Source organism: Candidatus Microbacterium colombiense, from assembly GCA_029203165.1.
Classification (GTDB): domain Bacteria; phylum Actinomycetota; class Actinomycetes; order Actinomycetales; family Microbacteriaceae; genus Microbacterium; species Microbacterium colombiense.
In genome coordinates this window covers 1,036,629-1,053,189 of sequence record CP119308.1, presented here as the reverse complement: position 1 = coordinate 1,053,189, position 16,561 = coordinate 1,036,629, and the positions used below count along the sequence as shown (strand labels likewise).

Genomic DNA, 16,561 nt, shown 5'->3' with positions numbered 1-16,561 from the left:
GCCCCGCCCACCTCAGTCGGCCTCGGCCCGCGGGGTGACCCGCACCCGGGCGATGCGACGACGGTCGAGTTCGGCGACCTGGATCGTCGCGCCCGGCACCTCGACCGTGTCGCCGACGATCGCGAGCCGCCCGAGTTGCTCCGTCACGAAGCCGGCGATCGTGTCGGATGATCCGCGCGGCAATTCGACGCCCGTCGCCTCTTCGAAGTCCTGCAGGTTGAGCCGTCCGTCGACGCCCCCGCCCGGGGCATCCAGCACCGCGGTGTCGTACTCGTCGAAGATCTCGCCCACGACCTCCTCCACCAGGTCCTCGAGGGTGACGAGGCCGTCGGTGCCGCCGTACTCGTCGACCACGACCGCGATCTGATGCCCATCCGCACGCATCCGGGTCAGTGTCGGCAGCACGCGAGCGGTCGAGGGGATGTACGGGATCGCGCGCACCAGTGAGGCGAGCGCACGGTCCGGGTCGGTCGCGGCCGTCTCGAAGAGGTCGCGCACGTGCACGAAGCCCGTGATGTCGTCGATCGACTTGTCCGACACGGGGTAGCGCGAGAAGGGCAGCTCCCGCACCTGTGCCATCGCGTCGCCGACGCTCGACGTCTCGTCGAGGGCGACCACCTCGGGCCGCGGACGCATGACCTCGCTGATCTGTCGACCACGAAGCGAGAGCACGTCGTCGAGGATGCGTCGCTCATCGTCGGGCAGTCCCTGATGGCTCGCGACGATCTCACGCACCTCTTCATCGGTCATCTCATCCGACGTCTTGTGCGGGTCTCCACCCAGCAGCCTCACGAGAGCGTTCGTCGACACGGAGAGCAGCCAGATCACCGGCCGCATGACCGTCGCGAAACCGTTGAGGGCGGGCGCGACGGCGTATGCGAACTGCGCGTTGCGCTGGATCGCGAGACGCTTCGGAACGAGCTCGCCGAGCACGAGCGACAGGTAGGCGATGATCAGGGTCAACACGAGCGTCGCGATCGTCAGGGCCAGTGCCGGAGCCGCTCCCCAGGATTCGAGCAACGGCGCCAGTGACGGAGCGATCGACGTCGCACCATAGGCGGCGGAGGCGAAACCCGCCACCGTCACACCGATCTGCACAGCCGAGAGGAAGGTGTTGGGGTTACGGGCGAGAGCCGCGACCTTCGCCCCGCGGCGACCACGCTGGCCGATCGCGGTGATCTGACTCTCACGCAGCGTGACCAGAGCCATCTCGGTGGCGGCGAACACACCGCCGATCAGGACGAACGCGAAGACGAGACCGATGTTCCAGAACAGGTCGCCCATCAGCGGGCGTTCCTGTCTGTCGAGGGGTGAGCGTCCGGGGTGAACCGGACGCTCGTACTGTCAGAGTCCGAAGAGTCAGAACAGCGCTGCGCGCTCAAGAGTGCTCCTTGTTGGTCGGTGTTGCGATGGTGTCGGAAGGAAGGGGCTTGGGGTCGTTGCGCGTCTTGACGAGGCTGGCGACAGTGGCGACCGCGATGGTCGCGCCGATGAAGAGCAGCGAGAACCAGATCGGGATCTCAGGGGCCCACAGCACCGGCTCACCGCCGTTGACGAACGGCAGCTCGTTGACGTGCAGAGCGTGGAAGACGAGCTTCACACCGATGAACGCGAGGATGACGGCGAGGCCCTGAGCCAGGTACACGAGGCGCTCGAGCAGCCCGCCGATGAGGAAGTACAGCTGCCGCAGACCCATCAGCGCGAAGGCGTTCGCAGTGAACACGATGTACGCCTCGTCGGTCAGGCCGTAGATCGCGGGGATCGAGTCGACCGCGAAGACGAGGTCGATGAAGCCGATCGCGATGATCGTCAGCAGCATCGGGGTGACGAAGCGCTTGCCGTTCTTGACGACCGTCAGACGGTCGTTGTTGTACTCGTCGCTGACGGGCAGGTGGCGACGCACGAAGGTCATGAACCGGCCGTTGGCGGGGTTGCTCTCGTGGTTGCTGAAGGCCTGACGGTAGGCGAGCACCAGCAGCAGCGCACCGAACAGGTAGAAGATCCAGGAGAAGTTCTCGATCAGGGTCGCGCCGACCGCGATGAAGATTCCGCGCAGGATCAGCGCGATCACGATGCCGATCATCAGCACCTTCTGCTGATAGATCTTGGGCACGGCGAACCCGGTCATCACGATCAGGAACACGAAGAGGTTGTCGATCGACAGCGCCTTCTCGGTCAGGTAGCCCGCGAAGTACTCACCGCCGAACGTCCAGCCGGAGAATACGCCGATTCCGACGCCGAACAGCAGCGCGAGGCTGATGTAGAAGATCGACCACCGTGCCGATTCGGCGATGGTCGGCTCGTGCGGCGTACGCACGTGCGCGAAGAACTCGTACACGAAGAACGCGATCGTGACGGCGATCGTGATGATCCAGATGAGGGGGGTGATGTCCAAGGAGGGCTCCAGAGTCGGCGTATGCAGTAGCAGCGCCAAAGTCTTCTCCATTCCTGAGATCAGGAACCGGTGAACCGGGATGCGATTGCATCCGTAATGACGAACCCACCGTGTCGGAGTACTCCCCTTGGGATCTCCAGTGTACGGGATCGGGAGGGGTGCTCGCTGCCAACGGGGTGTGAGCGGACTCCACCCGATTACGCTGGATCCGCCCCACAGAGCGGAGACCGACATGGCTGCAGAGATCGACGATGCCGAACGCGCGGCGCGCGCCGCACATCTGAAGGAGCGCATCTACCTCACGTTCGCCGCGCTCGCGGTCGTGATCACCCTCTCCAGCCACGGCCACCCGACGGCCGGGCAGTCCGCCACGACGTTGATCGTCACGGTTCTCGGCACGCTGCTCGCGGTGTTCACGGCCGATCTCGTCTCGCACCTGGTGGTGCACGGACGCCTGTTCACCCGCACCGAGCTGCGTCACGCCGTCGGGTCGAGCTTCGGGGCGCTCAGCACCGTGGTTCTGCCGTTCATCTTCCTCGGCGTCGCCGCCTTGGGCGTTTGGAGCACCGGGGCGGCCCTGCGCGCGAGCGCCATCGCGCTGCTCGTCTCCCTGATCGTGATCGGCTGGGTCGCGGTGCGCCGCATCCCGCTGACCTGGATCCAGCGACTCATCGCGCTCGGCGCCGAGGCCGCGCTGGGGTTGGCCGTGATCGGCCTGCAGGTGCTCGCGCACGGCTAGGTCACTGCTACCGCTCATCTTCCAACGCCGCGCGCAGGACCGCTCGCGCGCGGCTGTAGCGGCTGCGGATCGTGCCCGCAGGTTTGCCGAGGTGCTGTGCGATCTCACCGAGGCCGAATCCGTCCCAGTGGAGCAAGCGGATGATCTCTGCATCGAGGGCGTCGAGGTCGGCGAGAGCCTCCCGCAGACCGTCGTCCTGAGGTGCTGTCGACGCAGGACGCGTCAGAGCCTCTTCCCGCAGACGTTCCGCCAACGCTTGGCGTCGCACTCCGCTTCGTCGACTCGTCATGAGCACTCGACGGGCGACCCCGAAGAGCCACATGCGAGCCTCCTGGTCATCGGTGGGCACGGCCGACACCCGTCTCCAGGCAATGAGCAGCGTCTCGCCCAGCAGATCAGCAGCGTCCTGCGGAGAGCTCCTGCGTTCGAAGTACGCCAGCAACGCCGGGGCTTCGCGTCGAACCACGTGCTCGATCCGTTCGGCGTCGGCAGTGATGTGCGGAACCGAGGCGCGCAGATATGACATCATTCCGTGGGCTCGATACCGTCGAGATCGTCACGACAAAGCTGGGTCACGGAAGCCAGGTGCGGATCGCCCGGCTCGAAGGACTCCCCCGGGGTGGCGGCACCCCACGCGATGCCAGGAACCACCTGATCGAGAACGACCAGGCTCTGCTCGACCACCGCCCAGGACTCGATCGACTCGGGGTAGCCGATGTCCTCCTCTCGAGGGTTCTGCTTTCGCTCCTGCACAGCGGCGGCGAACACCGCCGGATCCGCTGACGCCCAATAGTCGCCGACCGCCGTACGCTGCTCGTCGGTGAGGCCTCCCAGATCCACGTACAGCCTGCACTGCTCGCCGCGATCCTGTCCTTCTGTCGGAACGAAAGGCAGACCGGATGCAGGACGGAAGTCGGCTCCGTACTCGAGGCCCGCGAACGGAGGCACAGAGAGCAGAAAGCTATCGATATCGGTGGCCGCCGCAAGCGCTCCGACCAGCACCAGAGTGCCGCCGACCGCCACGATGGGGCGCCAGCGTCGACGCGGGCGGCCGGCGAGCGGCTGCGCGACCAATCGATCCATCGTCGCGTCGAGCGCCTCCGGCACGGGGCCGGCCGGATCGGCGCGACGCAACCGCTCATCGAGTTCGTGATCGTTCATGGTGCTCCCCATCCATCGTGGCTCATCAAGAACATGGCCGGCAGAGGAGAGAACGTTGCATGCAGCGGAGATTCGGGAATGCGACGGTGTCAGCCGTGCGGCGGTGCGCTCACCTCGGCGCCCGACAGCCGATCGATGATCGTCTCGGCGATGTCAGCCAGCGCGTCCCGCTGCGCGGGGGTGAGCGCGTCGATCACGAGGTGTCGCGCGGTCTCGATGTGCCCCGGCATGGCCCGGATCAACATGCGCCGGCCCTCGGTGGCGAGCTGGACGTCCGTCACCCGTCGGTCGTCGGCAGACCGAGTGCGCTCGACGATCCCGCGCTTCTCCAGCCGCGTGCAGACGTGCGAGAGCCGCGTCAGGGACGCGTTGGTGGCGTCGGCGAGCGCGGTCATGCGCAGAGTGCTCTCGGGCGCGAAGCGGAGTGCCGTCAGCACCATGAACTCGAAGTGCGTCAGGTGGGCGTCGCGCTGCAGCTGCGAGTCCAGAGCGGTCGGGAGCAACTGCGTGACCGCCACCAGGCCGAGCCAGGCCCGCGATTCGTGCTCATCCATTCTCGGAACCTGGAATGCCATGCGACCAGCGTACGTTAGTTGAAGCAACAACTAATCTGCCCGCAGATGGCGGGGCTCAGAAAGGGATCACGATGTTGATCGCATATTGGATCGCGGCGGGGCTCCTCGCACTCGCCTACCTCGGCGTCGGTGCGATCAAGATCGCCCGCCCACCGGCGACGCTCGCCGAATCCGGCCTGACCTGGGCGCCCGACTTCCCTCTGTGGACCGTGAAGGCCATCGGCATCCTCGAGGTGCTCGGTGCGATCGGACTGATCCTGCCTCCGCTCACCGGCATCGCCACGATCCTGGCCCCGCTCGCCGCGGTTGGACTGATCCTGCTCCAGGTCGGCGCGATCGTCACCCATGTCGTTCGCCGCGAGGTCACGACGCTCGCGGTGAACATCGTGCTGCTGGTGCTCGCCATCGCGGTCGCCTGGCTCGGATTCGCATCATGGGCATGACTCCGGCGGCTGCGGCCGGCGCCTGGCGCACATCACCGAGCGCGACGGCCGGGGCGGCTCCCGACGGCACGCAGATGGACACCGTCGAGCTGCTCGTCCGCGACCTCGACGCCATGACCTCGTACTATCGCGATGCCGTCACCCTCGACGTCCTCGAACAGTCCGGTGCTTCTGCGGTGCTCGGACGCGGCACACAGAAGATCATGACGCTGCGCCAAGAGCGAGACCTCCCCACCGCGAACCCGCGCGGGGCCGGGCTCTATCACACGGCGATCCTGTTCCAGGATCCGCAGCAGCTCGCATCCTCCCTCTTCCAGATGGCACAGCGTGTGCCGCAGACGTTCACGGGTTCTGCCGACCACCTCGTCAGCGAGGCGTTCTACTTCACCGACCCCGAAGGCAACGGCCTCGAGCTCTATCACGACCGGCCACGCGAGCAGTGGCAGCTGCTCCCCGGCGGAGGCGTCAAGATGGACTCCCTCCCGCTGGACCCGAACGCGTTCCTTCATCAGTGGCTCGACGAGGATGCCGCCAGCGCGGGTGACACGGCGGCGATCGGCCACGTGCACCTGCAGGTGGGCGATATCCCGACGGCGAAGCGGTTCTACGTCGACATCCTCGGGCTCGACATCACCGCCGACCTGGGCTCGGCGCTGTTCGTGTCAGCCGGCGGGTACCACCACCACATCGGCATGAACACGTGGCAGAGCGCGGGCGCAGGGCCCCGCGCCGCCTCACTCGGACTCGGAGACGTGCGCATCCTGGTGCCGACGCGCGACGATGTCGAGGCGATGACTGAACGCCTCCGGGGTCACGGGAACGACGGTGCCGACGACGGACGCTCGCTGCACATCGACGACCCGTGGGGCACGCGGTTGGTCATCTCGAGTCGATAGGCATGCAACTGCCGCGATCGACCAGAAGTCAGGATGCCGCTGTGACGACGACACTCACGACGCGTCGGAACGGGTCAGTGTCAGCGCTCGGGTCGAACGGTCCATAGCGGAGTTCGGCGAGTGCACGCGCCGGATTTGGGTCAGCGCCGCTCAGGAGGAGAAGCTCGGCGATCGCCTCGAAGTCGGCGAGATCCTCGTCGTCCAGCAACGAGTCGGAGATGCGGAAGACGACCATGCGGAGCGGCGTGTTGGGCTGCCACTCCGGGAGCGTCTCGCCGGGGTCGATCCGATGGTTCGGGTCGGCGCCGGACGTGAGCAGTCGTGTGACCTCGGCCACGTCGTGCCTCGCGACCGCGTCCAGAAGATCCTCGCCTGCAGACATGCGGAGAGCCTACTCCCGGGGTGCACGTGCGCGTCGAGCTGGTTCCACCGCTGTCCGATGACATCAAGTCTGTAGTTTTTGACAACGAGTCTGGGGCTGACATCCACGAAGCCTCGCGGTGGCGCGAGTCTCCTCCATTCGGCGAGTGACGCGTCGTGCGTCAGCAGTCCTGTCGTGTGCCAAACCTCTCACTACGTGTTTGAGCGGTTGACGCGAGCCGGTCTCTTCTTGCCGGTGGTGAGCCCGAAGTGCTTGCGCACAGCAGCGTCGTAAGCGTTGCTGGAATCTGAGAGCACTTTATATGCGCGTTCCAGGTCGTCCTCACTCTTGTGTAGGCAGGCGAATGCCGCCATGACGACCTCGCCCAGCTGCATTCGCAGGTCGTCCGTCACCACGAGCGAAAGGTAGGACGCAGTGTTGTCCATCTCCCGGACCACCGGTTTCAGATCTTCGGAGGATTCCAGCTCGGTGATGACACCGATCGCAATGCTCGTGGCTTCCTCGGCTAGCTGAATGAGTCGAGCGCTCTTCTCGAGAATGCGGTCGTCCCATCGGCGGCGAGCTTCGCGTCGGTCACGCTCGCGCCCTTTCGCCGTCAACCCTCCCGAATCTCGGGGCCGGTCACACAAGAAGAGAGTGGTCTGGAAGAGGGCGGCGCCGATCGAGTACGCGACCACCATCACCTTCGCGGTCGCACGCACGGGCTATCCCAAGACACGACCGCCTGTCACCGCTGAACTTAGCCTCAGGATCAAGTCATTTCGTTCGTCCAGGAACCTCTTCGAGGCAAGGTTTCGGGTCCGTACGTGCGCTGGCGGAACTGGCCGAAACCGGGCTGGCGATTGCAAATCGCCTGATCTCATACGTGCGGAGGTTGATTTCGGCGAGTTCTGGATCGGCCTCGCCGGGGTGCGCACCAAGGTCTTCATCTTCGTGTTCCGGGTGGATCACTCGGGGAAGGCAATTCATCGGGTCGATCCGACGTTGTCGCAGGAAGCGTTCCTCGCGGGGCATGTCACCGCGTTCGAGGAGTTGCGCGGGGTCCCCTCGATGCAGATCAACTACGACAACCTCGGACAGGCGGTGAAGTAGCTGCCCGGGGACCTGTATCGATACTTGCGGCCAGCGCCGAGTTTGGCTTGGCCACAGATTCATGTCTCTCCACGTCAGAGCTGCCTGAGTGCTCACAACGCGGCTTTGGAGTAGTCACATTCAACTCCACGTCGCTCGTAGGCAATTGGCACGGGCAGGGCCTGAAGTTCACAGCTCGCGACGCCTCCCCTGGTCGAACTCCCTGCTTCTCGACCGGAGTCGCGATCGTCATCGACGATCCAGGTGCGGATGAGAGATCTTGACAGGCTCATGGCCCCATACACGTCGCGACCCCGAAAGGTTGCACAGAATGCCGACGCTGCCGGTAGCAGCATGACCGAGACGTCGTGCGGATCGAGCCATCCTCGTGAGCGACTGCTGTCGAGTTTGAATACAGTTTCCTTGACTGAGTGAATCACCGTGTCCCACGCGACCTCTGGCCTCGTGGCGTACAGCGCTTCGATGTGCTTGAGCTCGGTCTCATGAAGGAGTAGCTCACGTACCTTCGCACCCAGGGGAACGTTCGCCTCGGCATCGAATCCGATGGCACCGATCGACTCAGCGTGTCCCAGCATCACCGCGATGTATGACTGGGTGTGGGTAATGCTCCCCGCGCGGTCTTCTGGCCAGACAGGCGCACCGTCCGCTCGACGAAGAATGGGGCGCGGCGGAAGGCCGATCAACGAAGCAGCACGGTGGGCGAGGTCTCGGGCGGTGAGGAACTCCTGCGCCCGAGCTTGACGCATGCGCACGGACATCGCCCATTCCTCCGGGAAAACCTCGAGCTCGTCAACGCCGAGACGAATCCGTTGCTCAAGCAGGACGACTTGCTCGCTGCCACCCACCCGAAGCTCTATCCGGTCGCCCGTCCGCTGAGCGCGCTACAGCGGAAAACAAAGATCAGGAACACAACGCCCAGGCCAGCGCAGGCGCATGACAAGGCCGGTACAAAGCCCAGCCACTCCACAAGACCGCCTCCGAGTGCGGCCCCTAGAGAGATCGCGCTGAACGCGCTCATTCGAAAAACGGCGGCCATCCTGCCTTGAGTAGCGCGCGATGCCAGCTGATGTCGAACCGCGTTGGACTGGACGTTGAACACCGTGAGACCCAGCCCGTAGAAGCCGAAAATGATGCTTGCAATCACCATCCCCGACGACACCGAAAGGAGCGGAAGGAGTAGCAGCGCGAACGGCGCCACCGACGCTGCGCCCGTCGCGAACAGCATCGTGCGGATGGATCCCAAATGCTCAGAGACACGTGATGCGATCGTGGCTCCGACGACTCCACCGAGAGCCCCGACCCCGAGCACCACGCCAACACCCGCGGCCCCGAACCCCAGCAACTTGAGCGCCGTGAGCATGAAGATGGTCAGCACTGCCTGCTCAAACAGGTTGAAGAACGTCATCTGGACGATGAGAACGTTGAGGACGGGCGTGCGCCACACGAATCTGAACCCCGCCCAAAGTTCTGCGAAGAACGAGGACTGCCCTTGTAAGCGGTCCGAGCCTGTCACCGGTCGAGCCCTCACACGAAGCAATGCAACTGCGGAAAGAGCGAAGGTAACCGCCATCGCGGCGAAGACCCCCGCCCCCAGTGCTGCAACGAGAAGCCCGGCAAGTGCGGGACCAACGACCTGAGCAATCGACACAGTCAGCTGAAGTCGGCTGTTTGCCGCAACCAAACGGTCCGGTGGCGCGATATCAGGAACGAGCGCCGTTGTGCCGACGCTCGCGACGGCGTTGAGCGCACCTGCCACCAGCACAACGGCCCAGAAGAACCATGAGGGCACTGATGTCAACGCGGCGACTACGGCGCATCCCCCCAGAAGCACGGCACGTCCCGCGTGGCACCAGGCGATGAGAGGAAGACGCGCGAACCTGTCGACCAGCACTCCAGCTACCGGCGTGATGACGAGGTAGGGAATGAACTGGAGCGCCGTTGCCGCAGACGCTTCGAACGCACCAAAGCCGAGTACTTCTACCGCAATGAGCGGGAACGCCACGGTCAGGAGTTGCCCGGCGACCTGCGCCGCGGATTGGCTTATCCAGTAGCTGTTGAAGCTACGCCACGAAGCCCGGGCTTCCCTCGAGGCCTGGTCCTCGAGAGTCATTGCTCAATTCCCCACGCCGCCGTATCGACCTGCTGCAGCCGCGGTGTCGTCTCAAGAAGGCGCGACATCAGCAGTGCTTCTCCGCCGCGAGAGCTGACGGCTTCGAAGTCCGCGGGGAGCCACATGGCTCCATACAGGGGAACTACTTCCGCCCCTCGCAAGGTCTTCGCATGGAGAGTTCCTGTGCCGAGATCCAGCACTCGGATCGCTGCGTCATCCACGTAGCGGGCGGGTTCGTAGACGACGACTTTCGCATATTCCAATGGTCCGTTTGCGCCCAGGCGCTCGTAGTCGAAGCCGCATGTCCTGATGGACAACGTCTTCGCATCCGTGATGGCGATGGAAAATGACGTCGGCCTGGCCAGAGGCCCGCCAACGAAAAGCGCTGGTTGCAGCCCCGACCGGGCTATGGATCGGACGTAGCTGGACATCTGCTCATCAGTTGTGGTTTGCCCGTGCCGCTCGTTCACAGCTCGCGCCAACGGGGCGAGTATCGGCGCCAGCTCCTCGATCTGTGATGGAGTTTCGATGACGGTCACAGGCTCACTATCCGCTGCGGTACGCATCTCCCTGCGGATCTTCATGCGTCGACGCCGTCCATCAATCTCGGAGATGGTGTGATCGAGCGAATCGCTGATCGTGATCCGAGCTGCGGCATCGATTAGCCGTGCTGAGTGCGGCGAACGGTCGAGTTCTCGAAGAGCAAGGGCCAGGGACCGATCTATGTAAAGCATCCCGATCACATGCTGCGCATGGAAGTCGAGGATCCTCTGGAGCAGAGCTAGCTCTGCCGGCAGGTTCTCATACCCTGACCGAACGAACCCGTTCCCCTGCCCGTTTCTCGTGCCAATCAAGATGTGGGTCCGGGAACTCAGTTCGCCAGCGCGCGCAGACAGCTCCCCGCCGAAAATAGCCGCGACATCGTAGGTGGTGCGAGAGGGCGGCCCCGGGAGAACATGGACGGGAATCGCGCTGACCCCCGTGTCATAGCTTGCCACCCACCATTCCACTTGGATGCTCGGGTTCGACAACGTGAGCGCGGATGTCCAGGCGGGCGAGGTGAACAGGGAATCGTTGTGCACGAGCCTGCCGCGCATGTCCGCGGGCAGATCAGCGTACGCATCGAACCGCGAGACATCAATCACGATCAGCTCCCACGTGTGTTGCGGTTCCGCTCATCGCGTTCTTGTTGTTTGCGGTGAGACGCGCAGGGGAAACCGTGATCGCCGAAGGGATCGCGTATGCGGGAAGCACGTCTCGCAGCTGCCTCTGGATCTCGCGACGAGACGACACAGCACCTCGCTCATCCGGGGTAAGAGCCACATGAAGCGCCAATGATGCTCCGAACGGTCCCTGCCTCATCTCCGCGCGGCAGCTTTGAACATGGCTGATCGAGCGCGCCGCTGCCTCAACCTCTTCTAGCGCGAAGCGATAGCCATTGAGTGACACTTGCCGGTCAATGCGCCCAATGACGGTTACCGTTCCGGACTCGTCCGACGTGCCGGAATCACCGGTGAAGTACTCCCCCGGCCTGTCGGCGGATTCAGCCGTTCGTCGAAACCCAGCTTGGGGGCCGTCGAGAGGCAGGTATCCGAGCGCGAGGTGAGGTCCGGAGACAACGACCTGCTGCGTACCGCCGTCGTGCTCAACCCGCACTCTATTGCTCCCGAACCCTGATCCAACCGGCAAGGGCGCAGATGGGTTCAGGCCTGCCAACATCGGCGGGATCTCCATCGCAGACGCGATCTGTGGTGTTTCTGTTGCACCGTAAACGTTAAACAAACGAGCCTCAGGCGCGTGAGAGAAAATCGATGCTGCGACCGCGGCTGTGAGCTGCGCGCCCCCGCAGATGACACGTCGGAGACAGCTCGAGGCCCCTCTGCCCACGAGCAGACCAAACTCCACAAGTGCCGGCGTTGCGTGCAGCACGGTCACGCCCCGCTCTTGGACGAAGCCGGCCAGGGCTCCCGGCGCGGTGAACACTTCCTTCGCGGGGATGTGCAGTTCTGAGCCGAGATGCAACGACATGACGATGTCGCGCAGCACGGGGTCGTGCCCGACACCACCCGTCAACGCAAACCTGTCATGATGGTCCACGTCGAAAACGCTGGGATAGGTTCTGGCCATCATCTCTAGTGCTCCGTGGCCAACGATGACCGCTTTGGGCACCCCCGCGGATCCGCTGGTAAAGAGAACATGACTTGCTTCGGCAGGAAGGTCCGTCCGGAGGTCCGTCAGCCGTACCGCTGTGGCGTGGGCGTGTTCGACTGTGACCTGCCAGCTCGCTTGGCTTTCGGAGATCATCCGTCGAATGCGACTTTGCGGGTTGCCTGCGTCGACTGGAGCGGGGACCGCGCCAGCTTTCCACACCGCGAGCAGCGTGACTATGAACTGAACTGAGCGATCCGCGACGATAACAACCGCTTCACCCGGCCGCATTCCTTTTCCGACGAATCGCTCATGGGCGCGGCTGACAAGCTCGTCGAGCTCACGAACGGTGATCTTCTTCGCTTCAGCAGAGACAATTGCTGTTCGTGCGGGGTCACGCTCAGCAAGCCGCTTAAGCGCTGAGGCGACGAAATGATGAGTCCCCGTCACAGCGCGTGGTCTGCAAGTTCGCGCACGAGCGCCTGGCTGAGCTCCCGCGCTGTGGCGTTGTCGAAAACCAAAGCGACCTTCGCCTCGATACCGAACCGGCGTTCGATCTCCGGCAGCAGGCGGATTGCGGTGATCGAGTCTCCGCCCAGATCGAAGAAGTCTTCGTCAGGCGTGACGTCGTCGACGCCCAGTGCGTCGTTCCACAACTCGATAACTCGCTCAAGGATTTCCTGGTCGTTCATTGTTCAGTCCCTACTGGCTCGGGGCGGTCATGGGCGGCAAGACGAAGGAGGTGTAGAGCGAACCCGTCGACGAGCGCGTTCGACGTACTCTCGGAAAGAGCATCGGTCCGTGCGGTCGCCGTTGCTCTCACCGACGTGTGGTCGTAGGAAGACACAAAGTTCAACGGTCGTCGCGCAGATTGAGGCGGGCGGTCTGAGCGAACCTTCATGCCGTCAGCGCCCGCGATCCTTAGCTGGCGATTCGCCAGCGCCTCGGGCTGGAACGCGAATTTCAGGGGGTATAGGTCCGCTGCCTCATGCGTGTTGAGGAGGTGCTCCCATTGGATTCGATGACCGGTGTTCCAGCGGCGGACTATCGCCGCGATCTCGCGCAGCACAGCTTGGTCGCCGGACGCAGTATCGACGCCAATGAACATCGAGGTCGCGAAGTAGCCCAAGGCCTCTGCCTCGGCAGCGTTCGTGCGTCCCGCGTGCGCCGATCCGAAGACCACCTGGGTGTCACCCAAGGCATCCGCGACTGAAAACGCGAAAGCGGCGGAACCAACGACGAAGGGGCTCACTTTGTGGGCACGTGCAGTCTTCTTAACAGCTGCCGCAAGCCCTTCCCATTCGCGGTGTCGCTGGGATGCCGGCCCCGTTTTTGACACGGCTCTTGAGTCGACGGCACGGACAGCCGAGTACTTCTGATCGAGAACGTCAGCCCATGCCGCAAGCGCAGAAGGCGCCGGCGGGATCTCACCGAGGTCGCGATACTGCGGCACCGACACGGTTGATGTGGTCCCGTCGCCGGTCAGCATCGTCGCGTACTCTTCCGAGATCCCTTCGTACAACAGCATCTGGGACCATGCGTCAAAAGCGAGATGGTGCACGCCAACGCCGATCACGAACTCTAAGTCTTCGGCGGACGCCCAGACACGTACTCGGATGGGCACCTCTTGTGTGAGATCGAAGTCGGCGCCGAGCGCTGCCCGAATGTGACGGACCGCGGAGTCCACATCCGTGACGGAGTCGACGACGCTGAATGCCTGATCGACTGCGTCCTGGGGAGTGTGCCTGACAACGAATTGACCGCTTGCGTCATACACCGCGCGAAGGACGTCGTGCCTTTGAAGCATTACGAGCAGAGCGTCGCGTAGAGCCCGAGTGTCCAACGTGCCGCGGTAACGGAAGACATCCCCCATGATATAGAAGCGGTCGCTCTCGACATCGATGAAGTCGATCATCATCTTCTGCTGAGCGGTTGGCGACCACGCGATCGAACTACCGAACACCACTGACACCTTCGTTCAGAGCTCTAACGTTCTCGGCGAGATGGACCTTACTCGTCGTACCAGTCAGGACAATCGCGCGCTCAAACAGATCGTGAAAAACGTCGAATGGACGTGAGCTGCTTGACAGCGTTCCAGAGGCGAATGGGCGGTTCAGAATGGGAACCACCGAGCTGCTCCCTGAGTCGAGGAACTCGTGAGCCAGGAGGACGTTCTGCGCGTTCGCCGGAAACTGTACCGTGTCGAAGACGCCTGAATCGACCGCTACCCGCAGATCGTGGGGCGTAGAGACGCTCGCGCCGACCCGCCCTACACGTTCGCCTCGAATTGAGGCGAGCCAGGATTGGACCCGCACGTCTTTGACCGTTTCGGCGGTGCACTTGTGAAGTTGGAGCAAATCCACGCGTCCAAGGAGCGCAAGCGAGCGTTGGAGACTACCCTCCAGGGCCTCCGGTGAGTGGTCGACGGTGCTTCCGTGCTCCGGCGACCAGAACTCCCCCGCCTTGGTCGCGATAGTCAGGCTGTCACGAACTTCGCTGCCACAAGACTTGAGGAAGCTGCCGAAGCGTTGTTCGCTGATCCCGTAAGCAGGAGCTGTGTCGAAGAAGCGGATCCCCAGCGCGACTGCTGTACTGAGAAGTGCCGCTGCCTGGTCTGACGCAGGAATGGACGTCTCTGCCTTGGGCCATGGTCTGCCGATCCCGATGAGTCCGAGGCCGAGCTGAATCTGCCCCACTAGGCATCGCTCCCCGAAGCACGCGGGTGGTAGACGGATTGATCTTCCACGGGCGCCAAAGCGAAGTCGCCATCCCCGTTGATCACCTTGCCCCGAGACAGCGTGATTGAAGAGGCTCGCCCGCGCCCCTTGAGCACAGCACCGCGAAGATCCGGGTCCGGGCCGCCGTGATCATCCCCACCAGACAACAAGATGTTCATCGCGCTGATGTCGCCGATAATTTGGCTTCCGTCTTCCAAAACGCAGGTGCCAATAATGTCGACCCGCCCGAGCAGACGGGTGCGGTTTCCGATCGTGGTCACCGCCCCCGCGCGGTTCACAAGGAGAGCGACTGCATGAGGGCCGATTGCATTGTCGTCACCGATCACCAGCCGTCCACCGCGTGTTGCATCGATCCGGCTCGCCTCAAAAAACAGATTGTTGTTTCCAATCCGGGTAGACCCTGGCTCCGCATCGATCCTGACCCCGGGGTAGAAGACATTGCCCGTACCAATCTGGACGTGTTTCGAGATCAGCACTGAGTACGGGTCGATCACGATGTTCCGCGTGTCGGCGATGATCTCGCTGACTCCGATGTACCCCAGCCGTTTGCGAATTTCGTCAGCGTAGGCAATCAGGTTTTCAGGCACTGAGCTTCTCCAGTTCGGTTTCAATGTCATAGTCGTCAATTGGACGTCGCGTCACTTCAGGTTGCCCGAGCGTCTGGAACACCCTTGCAGCGACAGCATTCGCGCTGTATGGACTCTCGGTCATCTTCCCCGGCAGCAGCGCAAGTACGTCGGTTGCCAGCGGAATCGTGCGAACATTCAACGAGCGAGGCTGGCCAGGATCCGGCGCATAGTCGACTTTCACGCAGGCGGTTACACGGGCCGCTCCCAGATCAACAGTGTGGAACCTCGAACGGATCCGTTCCAAGAGACGGCTGGCCACACCGTCATCAACGGCGAAGGTGGGCTCATCGACGACGACAGCGTCTTCGTTGAGCCCGACGATACTCCACGCGTCATGATTGATCATCGCCGCCTGGTCGGGGGCAACCCCGAAGACGGATCTCGCTGCGAGCCTCGGCAACGACACAAGATGACTTCGCCAGAACCGCAACGAGACCGGCGGCAGACCGAGGTCGTCACACGCTTGGGGTAGCCCGTATCCCGCTGCGCACACGATGTACCGGTAGTTCACTGAATGCGTGCCGTCCGCGGTCTCGATCTGCATCGCTCCGTTCACGGTGCCGCTGATACGAGCACCCAAGATAAAGTGCGTGCCACGAGCACGGAGTTCCGCGGTAAGCCCGGACGCCAGAATGCGGGTGTTGATCCCGATGTCGTCGACCTCGAAGGCATCCTCCCCATCGAGCGTGATGTCGGCGCGCAAGGCTTCCAGCGCTGCCCCGCGGAGCTCTGTGTGTCCGACGCCAGCCGCACCCCAACGCGCCAACGCGCGGTCACGGTCATGCTCAGGAACGATCGCTACTGCGCGGAGCGGCTCCAACTCAACGCATTCAGGGTATCGACGCTGAATCTCCTGCCAGCCATATCGGCACCGCTGCGCGACCGCGACGGCCTCACCTTCATCTGCAACGGACAGAGAGTGGTACGTGCCTGCGTGCAGCCACCCTTCGTTTCGGCTGCTGGTACCGGCGAGCGTTTGCTGCGCTTGGTCCGCGATTGCCACCGAGTATCCGATGCGAGAGAGCCGATCCGCCGCCATCAGGCCTGCGAACCCGGCCCCTACGACAACCACATCAACGTCTAAAACTGTCATCAGATCCCCTCGAACTCAATGCGAGGGCTAGATCACGCGCGAATCGGCGCCACCGTCAGGACCACTCGGTGCATTCTGTTGGCAACTGTTTACCAGGAGTTTGCCAACTTGTGCAAACTCCGCAAGCGCGTCTACGATCGCGGACATGCCATTACTTCTA

General features: G+C 63.5%; 19 protein-coding genes and 1 pseudogene. 4 read left to right on the top strand and 16 right to left on the bottom strand.

Annotated features, from left to right (window positions below; translation table 11 throughout):
- Nucleotides 1-12: 12 nt before the first annotated feature.
- Both P0Y60_05115 and P0Y60_05110 read right to left on the bottom strand, forming a co-directional pair.
- Nucleotides 13-1,284, bottom strand: coding sequence for a hemolysin family protein (locus P0Y60_05115; protein WEK62136.1), 1,272 nt, complete (start codon nt 1,282-1,284; stop codon nt 13-15).
- Nucleotides 1,285-1,378: 94 nt separating this feature from the next.
- The gene (locus P0Y60_05110) at nt 1,379-2,395 is read right to left on the bottom strand and encodes a TerC family protein (GenBank protein ID WEK62135.1); all 1,017 of its coding nucleotides are present in this window, start codon (nt 2,393-2,395) and stop codon (nt 1,379-1,381) included.
- A 232-nt stretch (nt 2,396-2,627) separates the two neighbouring features.
- Here P0Y60_05110 and P0Y60_05105 point away from each other — a divergent pair, with 232 nt between their 5' ends.
- Nucleotides 2,628-3,134, top strand: coding sequence for a hypothetical protein (locus P0Y60_05105; protein WEK62134.1), 507 nt, complete (start codon nt 2,628-2,630; stop codon nt 3,132-3,134).
- A 7-nt stretch (nt 3,135-3,141) separates the two neighbouring features.
- On the opposite strand, the gene P0Y60_05100 is transcribed toward P0Y60_05105, so the two are convergent.
- The 3 genes from P0Y60_05100 to P0Y60_05090 all read right to left on the bottom strand — a co-directional run bounded on the left by P0Y60_05100 (nt 3,142) and on the right by P0Y60_05090 (nt 4,849).
- On the bottom strand, nt 3,142-3,663 hold the full coding sequence (locus P0Y60_05100; GenBank protein ID WEK62133.1) for a sigma-70 family RNA polymerase sigma factor: 522 nt from the start codon (nt 3,661-3,663) through the stop codon (nt 3,142-3,144).
- On the bottom strand, nt 3,660-4,295 hold the full coding sequence (locus P0Y60_05095; GenBank protein WEK62132.1) for a hypothetical protein: 636 nt from the start codon (nt 4,293-4,295) through the stop codon (nt 3,660-3,662). The genes P0Y60_05100 and P0Y60_05095 overlap by 4 nt, the downstream gene beginning before the upstream one ends.
- An 89-nt stretch (nt 4,296-4,384) precedes the next feature.
- Nucleotides 4,385-4,849 carry a MarR family transcriptional regulator gene (locus P0Y60_05090; GenBank protein WEK62131.1) on the bottom strand — a complete coding sequence of 155 codons (465 nt, stop codon included), beginning with the start codon at nt 4,847-4,849 and terminating at the stop codon, nt 4,385-4,387.
- Nucleotides 4,850-4,941: 92 nt separating this feature from the next.
- Between P0Y60_05090 and P0Y60_05085 the strand changes: the two genes are divergently transcribed.
- Together P0Y60_05085 and P0Y60_05080 are read left to right on the top strand one after the other, a co-directional pair.
- Nucleotides 4,942-5,313, top strand: coding sequence for a DoxX family protein (locus tag P0Y60_05085; protein WEK62130.1), 372 nt, complete (start codon nt 4,942-4,944; stop codon nt 5,311-5,313).
- Entirely contained in the window at nt 5,304-6,209 is a 906-nt protein-coding gene (locus P0Y60_05080; protein WEK62129.1) for a VOC family protein, read from the top strand. Before P0Y60_05085 ends, P0Y60_05080 begins: the two co-directional genes overlap by 10 nt.
- Nucleotides 6,210-6,237: 28 nt before the next feature.
- Here the strand turns inward: P0Y60_05080 and P0Y60_05075 are convergent, their stop codons facing one another.
- The gene (locus P0Y60_05075; protein WEK62128.1) at nt 6,238-6,591 is read right to left on the bottom strand and encodes a hypothetical protein; all 354 of its coding nucleotides are present in this window, start codon (nt 6,589-6,591) and stop codon (nt 6,238-6,240) included.
- A gap of 191 nt (nt 6,592-6,782) precedes the next feature.
- Complete coding sequence (locus P0Y60_05070) at nt 6,783-7,292, bottom strand: hypothetical protein (GenBank protein ID WEK62945.1); 510 nt, start codon at nt 7,290-7,292, stop codon at nt 6,783-6,785.
- Between the two features lie 166 nt (nt 7,293-7,458).
- Between P0Y60_05070 and P0Y60_05065 the strand changes: the two are divergent.
- Nucleotides 7,459-7,677: pseudogene (locus P0Y60_05065) on the top strand (IS21 family transposase).
- Between the two features lie 98 nt (nt 7,678-7,775).
- Here the strand turns inward: P0Y60_05065 and P0Y60_05060 are convergent.
- The 9 genes from P0Y60_05060 to P0Y60_05020 are packed head-to-tail and all read right to left on the bottom strand — an operon-like array spanning nt 7,776 to nt 16,401.
- Nucleotides 7,776-8,528, bottom strand: a complete 753-nt coding sequence (locus tag P0Y60_05060; protein WEK62127.1) for a 4'-phosphopantetheinyl transferase superfamily protein — start codon at nt 8,526-8,528, stop codon at nt 7,776-7,778.
- Nucleotides 8,529-8,536: 8 nt separating this feature from the next.
- Nucleotides 8,537-9,793, bottom strand: a complete 1,257-nt coding sequence (locus P0Y60_05055) for an MFS transporter (protein ID WEK62126.1) — start codon at nt 9,791-9,793, stop codon at nt 8,537-8,539.
- Complete coding sequence (locus P0Y60_05050; GenBank protein ID WEK62125.1) at nt 9,790-10,938, bottom strand: GNAT family N-acetyltransferase; 1,149 nt, start codon at nt 10,936-10,938, stop codon at nt 9,790-9,792. The genes P0Y60_05055 and P0Y60_05050 overlap by 4 nt, the downstream gene beginning before the upstream one ends.
- Nucleotides 10,931-12,391 (bottom strand): AMP-binding protein, encoded by a 1,461-nt coding sequence (locus tag P0Y60_05045; protein ID WEK62124.1) that lies wholly within the window; start codon nt 12,389-12,391, stop codon nt 10,931-10,933. The genes P0Y60_05050 and P0Y60_05045 overlap by 8 nt, the downstream gene beginning before the upstream one ends.
- Entirely contained in the window at nt 12,388-12,633 is a 246-nt protein-coding gene (locus tag P0Y60_05040) for an acyl carrier protein (protein ID WEK62123.1), read from the bottom strand. The genes P0Y60_05045 and P0Y60_05040 overlap by 4 nt, the downstream gene beginning before the upstream one ends.
- On the bottom strand, nt 12,630-13,856 hold the full coding sequence (locus tag P0Y60_05035) for a condensation domain-containing protein (GenBank protein WEK62122.1): 1,227 nt from the start codon (nt 13,854-13,856) through the stop codon (nt 12,630-12,632). The genes P0Y60_05040 and P0Y60_05035 overlap by 4 nt, the downstream gene beginning before the upstream one ends.
- A 37-nt stretch (nt 13,857-13,893) precedes the next feature.
- Nucleotides 13,894-14,637, bottom strand: coding sequence for an aldo/keto reductase (locus P0Y60_05030; protein WEK62121.1), 744 nt, complete (start codon nt 14,635-14,637; stop codon nt 13,894-13,896).
- Nucleotides 14,637-15,266, bottom strand: a complete 630-nt coding sequence (locus P0Y60_05025) for a hypothetical protein (GenBank protein ID WEK62120.1) — start codon at nt 15,264-15,266, stop codon at nt 14,637-14,639. Before P0Y60_05025 ends, P0Y60_05030 begins: the two co-directional genes overlap by 1 nt.
- Nucleotides 15,259-16,401, bottom strand: coding sequence for an FAD-dependent oxidoreductase (locus P0Y60_05020; protein WEK62119.1), 1,143 nt, complete (start codon nt 16,399-16,401; stop codon nt 15,259-15,261). The genes P0Y60_05025 and P0Y60_05020 overlap by 8 nt, the downstream gene beginning before the upstream one ends.
- Between the last annotated feature and the right edge of the window lie 160 nt (nt 16,402-16,561).

Coding starts and splice junctions, on each gene's coding strand:
- P0Y60_05115 (WEK62136.1), bottom strand. CDS start 1,284: ATGGGCGACCTGTTCTGGAACATCGGTCTCGTCTTCGCGTTCGTCCTG.
- P0Y60_05105 (WEK62134.1), top strand. CDS start 2,628: ATGGCTGCAGAGATCGACGATGCCGAACGCGCGGCGCGCGCCGCACAT.
- P0Y60_05100 (WEK62133.1), bottom strand. CDS start 3,663: ATGATGTCATATCTGCGCGCCTCGGTTCCGCACATCACTGCCGACGCC.
- P0Y60_05095 (WEK62132.1), bottom strand. CDS start 4,295: ATGAACGATCACGAACTCGATGAGCGGTTGCGTCGCGCCGATCCGGCC.
- P0Y60_05090 (WEK62131.1), bottom strand. CDS start 4,849: ATGGATGAGCACGAATCGCGGGCCTGGCTCGGCCTGGTGGCGGTCACG.
- P0Y60_05085 (WEK62130.1), top strand. CDS start 4,942: ATGTTGATCGCATATTGGATCGCGGCGGGGCTCCTCGCACTCGCCTAC.
- P0Y60_05080 (WEK62129.1), top strand. CDS start 5,304: ATGGGCATGACTCCGGCGGCTGCGGCCGGCGCCTGGCGCACATCACCG.
- P0Y60_05075 (WEK62128.1), bottom strand. CDS start 6,591: ATGTCTGCAGGCGAGGATCTTCTGGACGCGGTCGCGAGGCACGACGTG.
- P0Y60_05055 (WEK62126.1), bottom strand. CDS start 9,793: ATGACTCTCGAGGACCAGGCCTCGAGGGAAGCCCGGGCTTCGTGGCGT.
- P0Y60_05040 (WEK62123.1), bottom strand. CDS start 12,633: ATGAACGACCAGGAAATCCTTGAGCGAGTTATCGAGTTGTGGAACGAC.
- P0Y60_05035 (WEK62122.1), bottom strand. CDS start 13,856: ATGATCGACTTCATCGATGTCGAGAGCGACCGCTTCTATATCATGGGG.
- P0Y60_05020 (WEK62119.1), bottom strand. CDS start 16,401: ATGACAGTTTTAGACGTTGATGTGGTTGTCGTAGGGGCCGGGTTCGCA.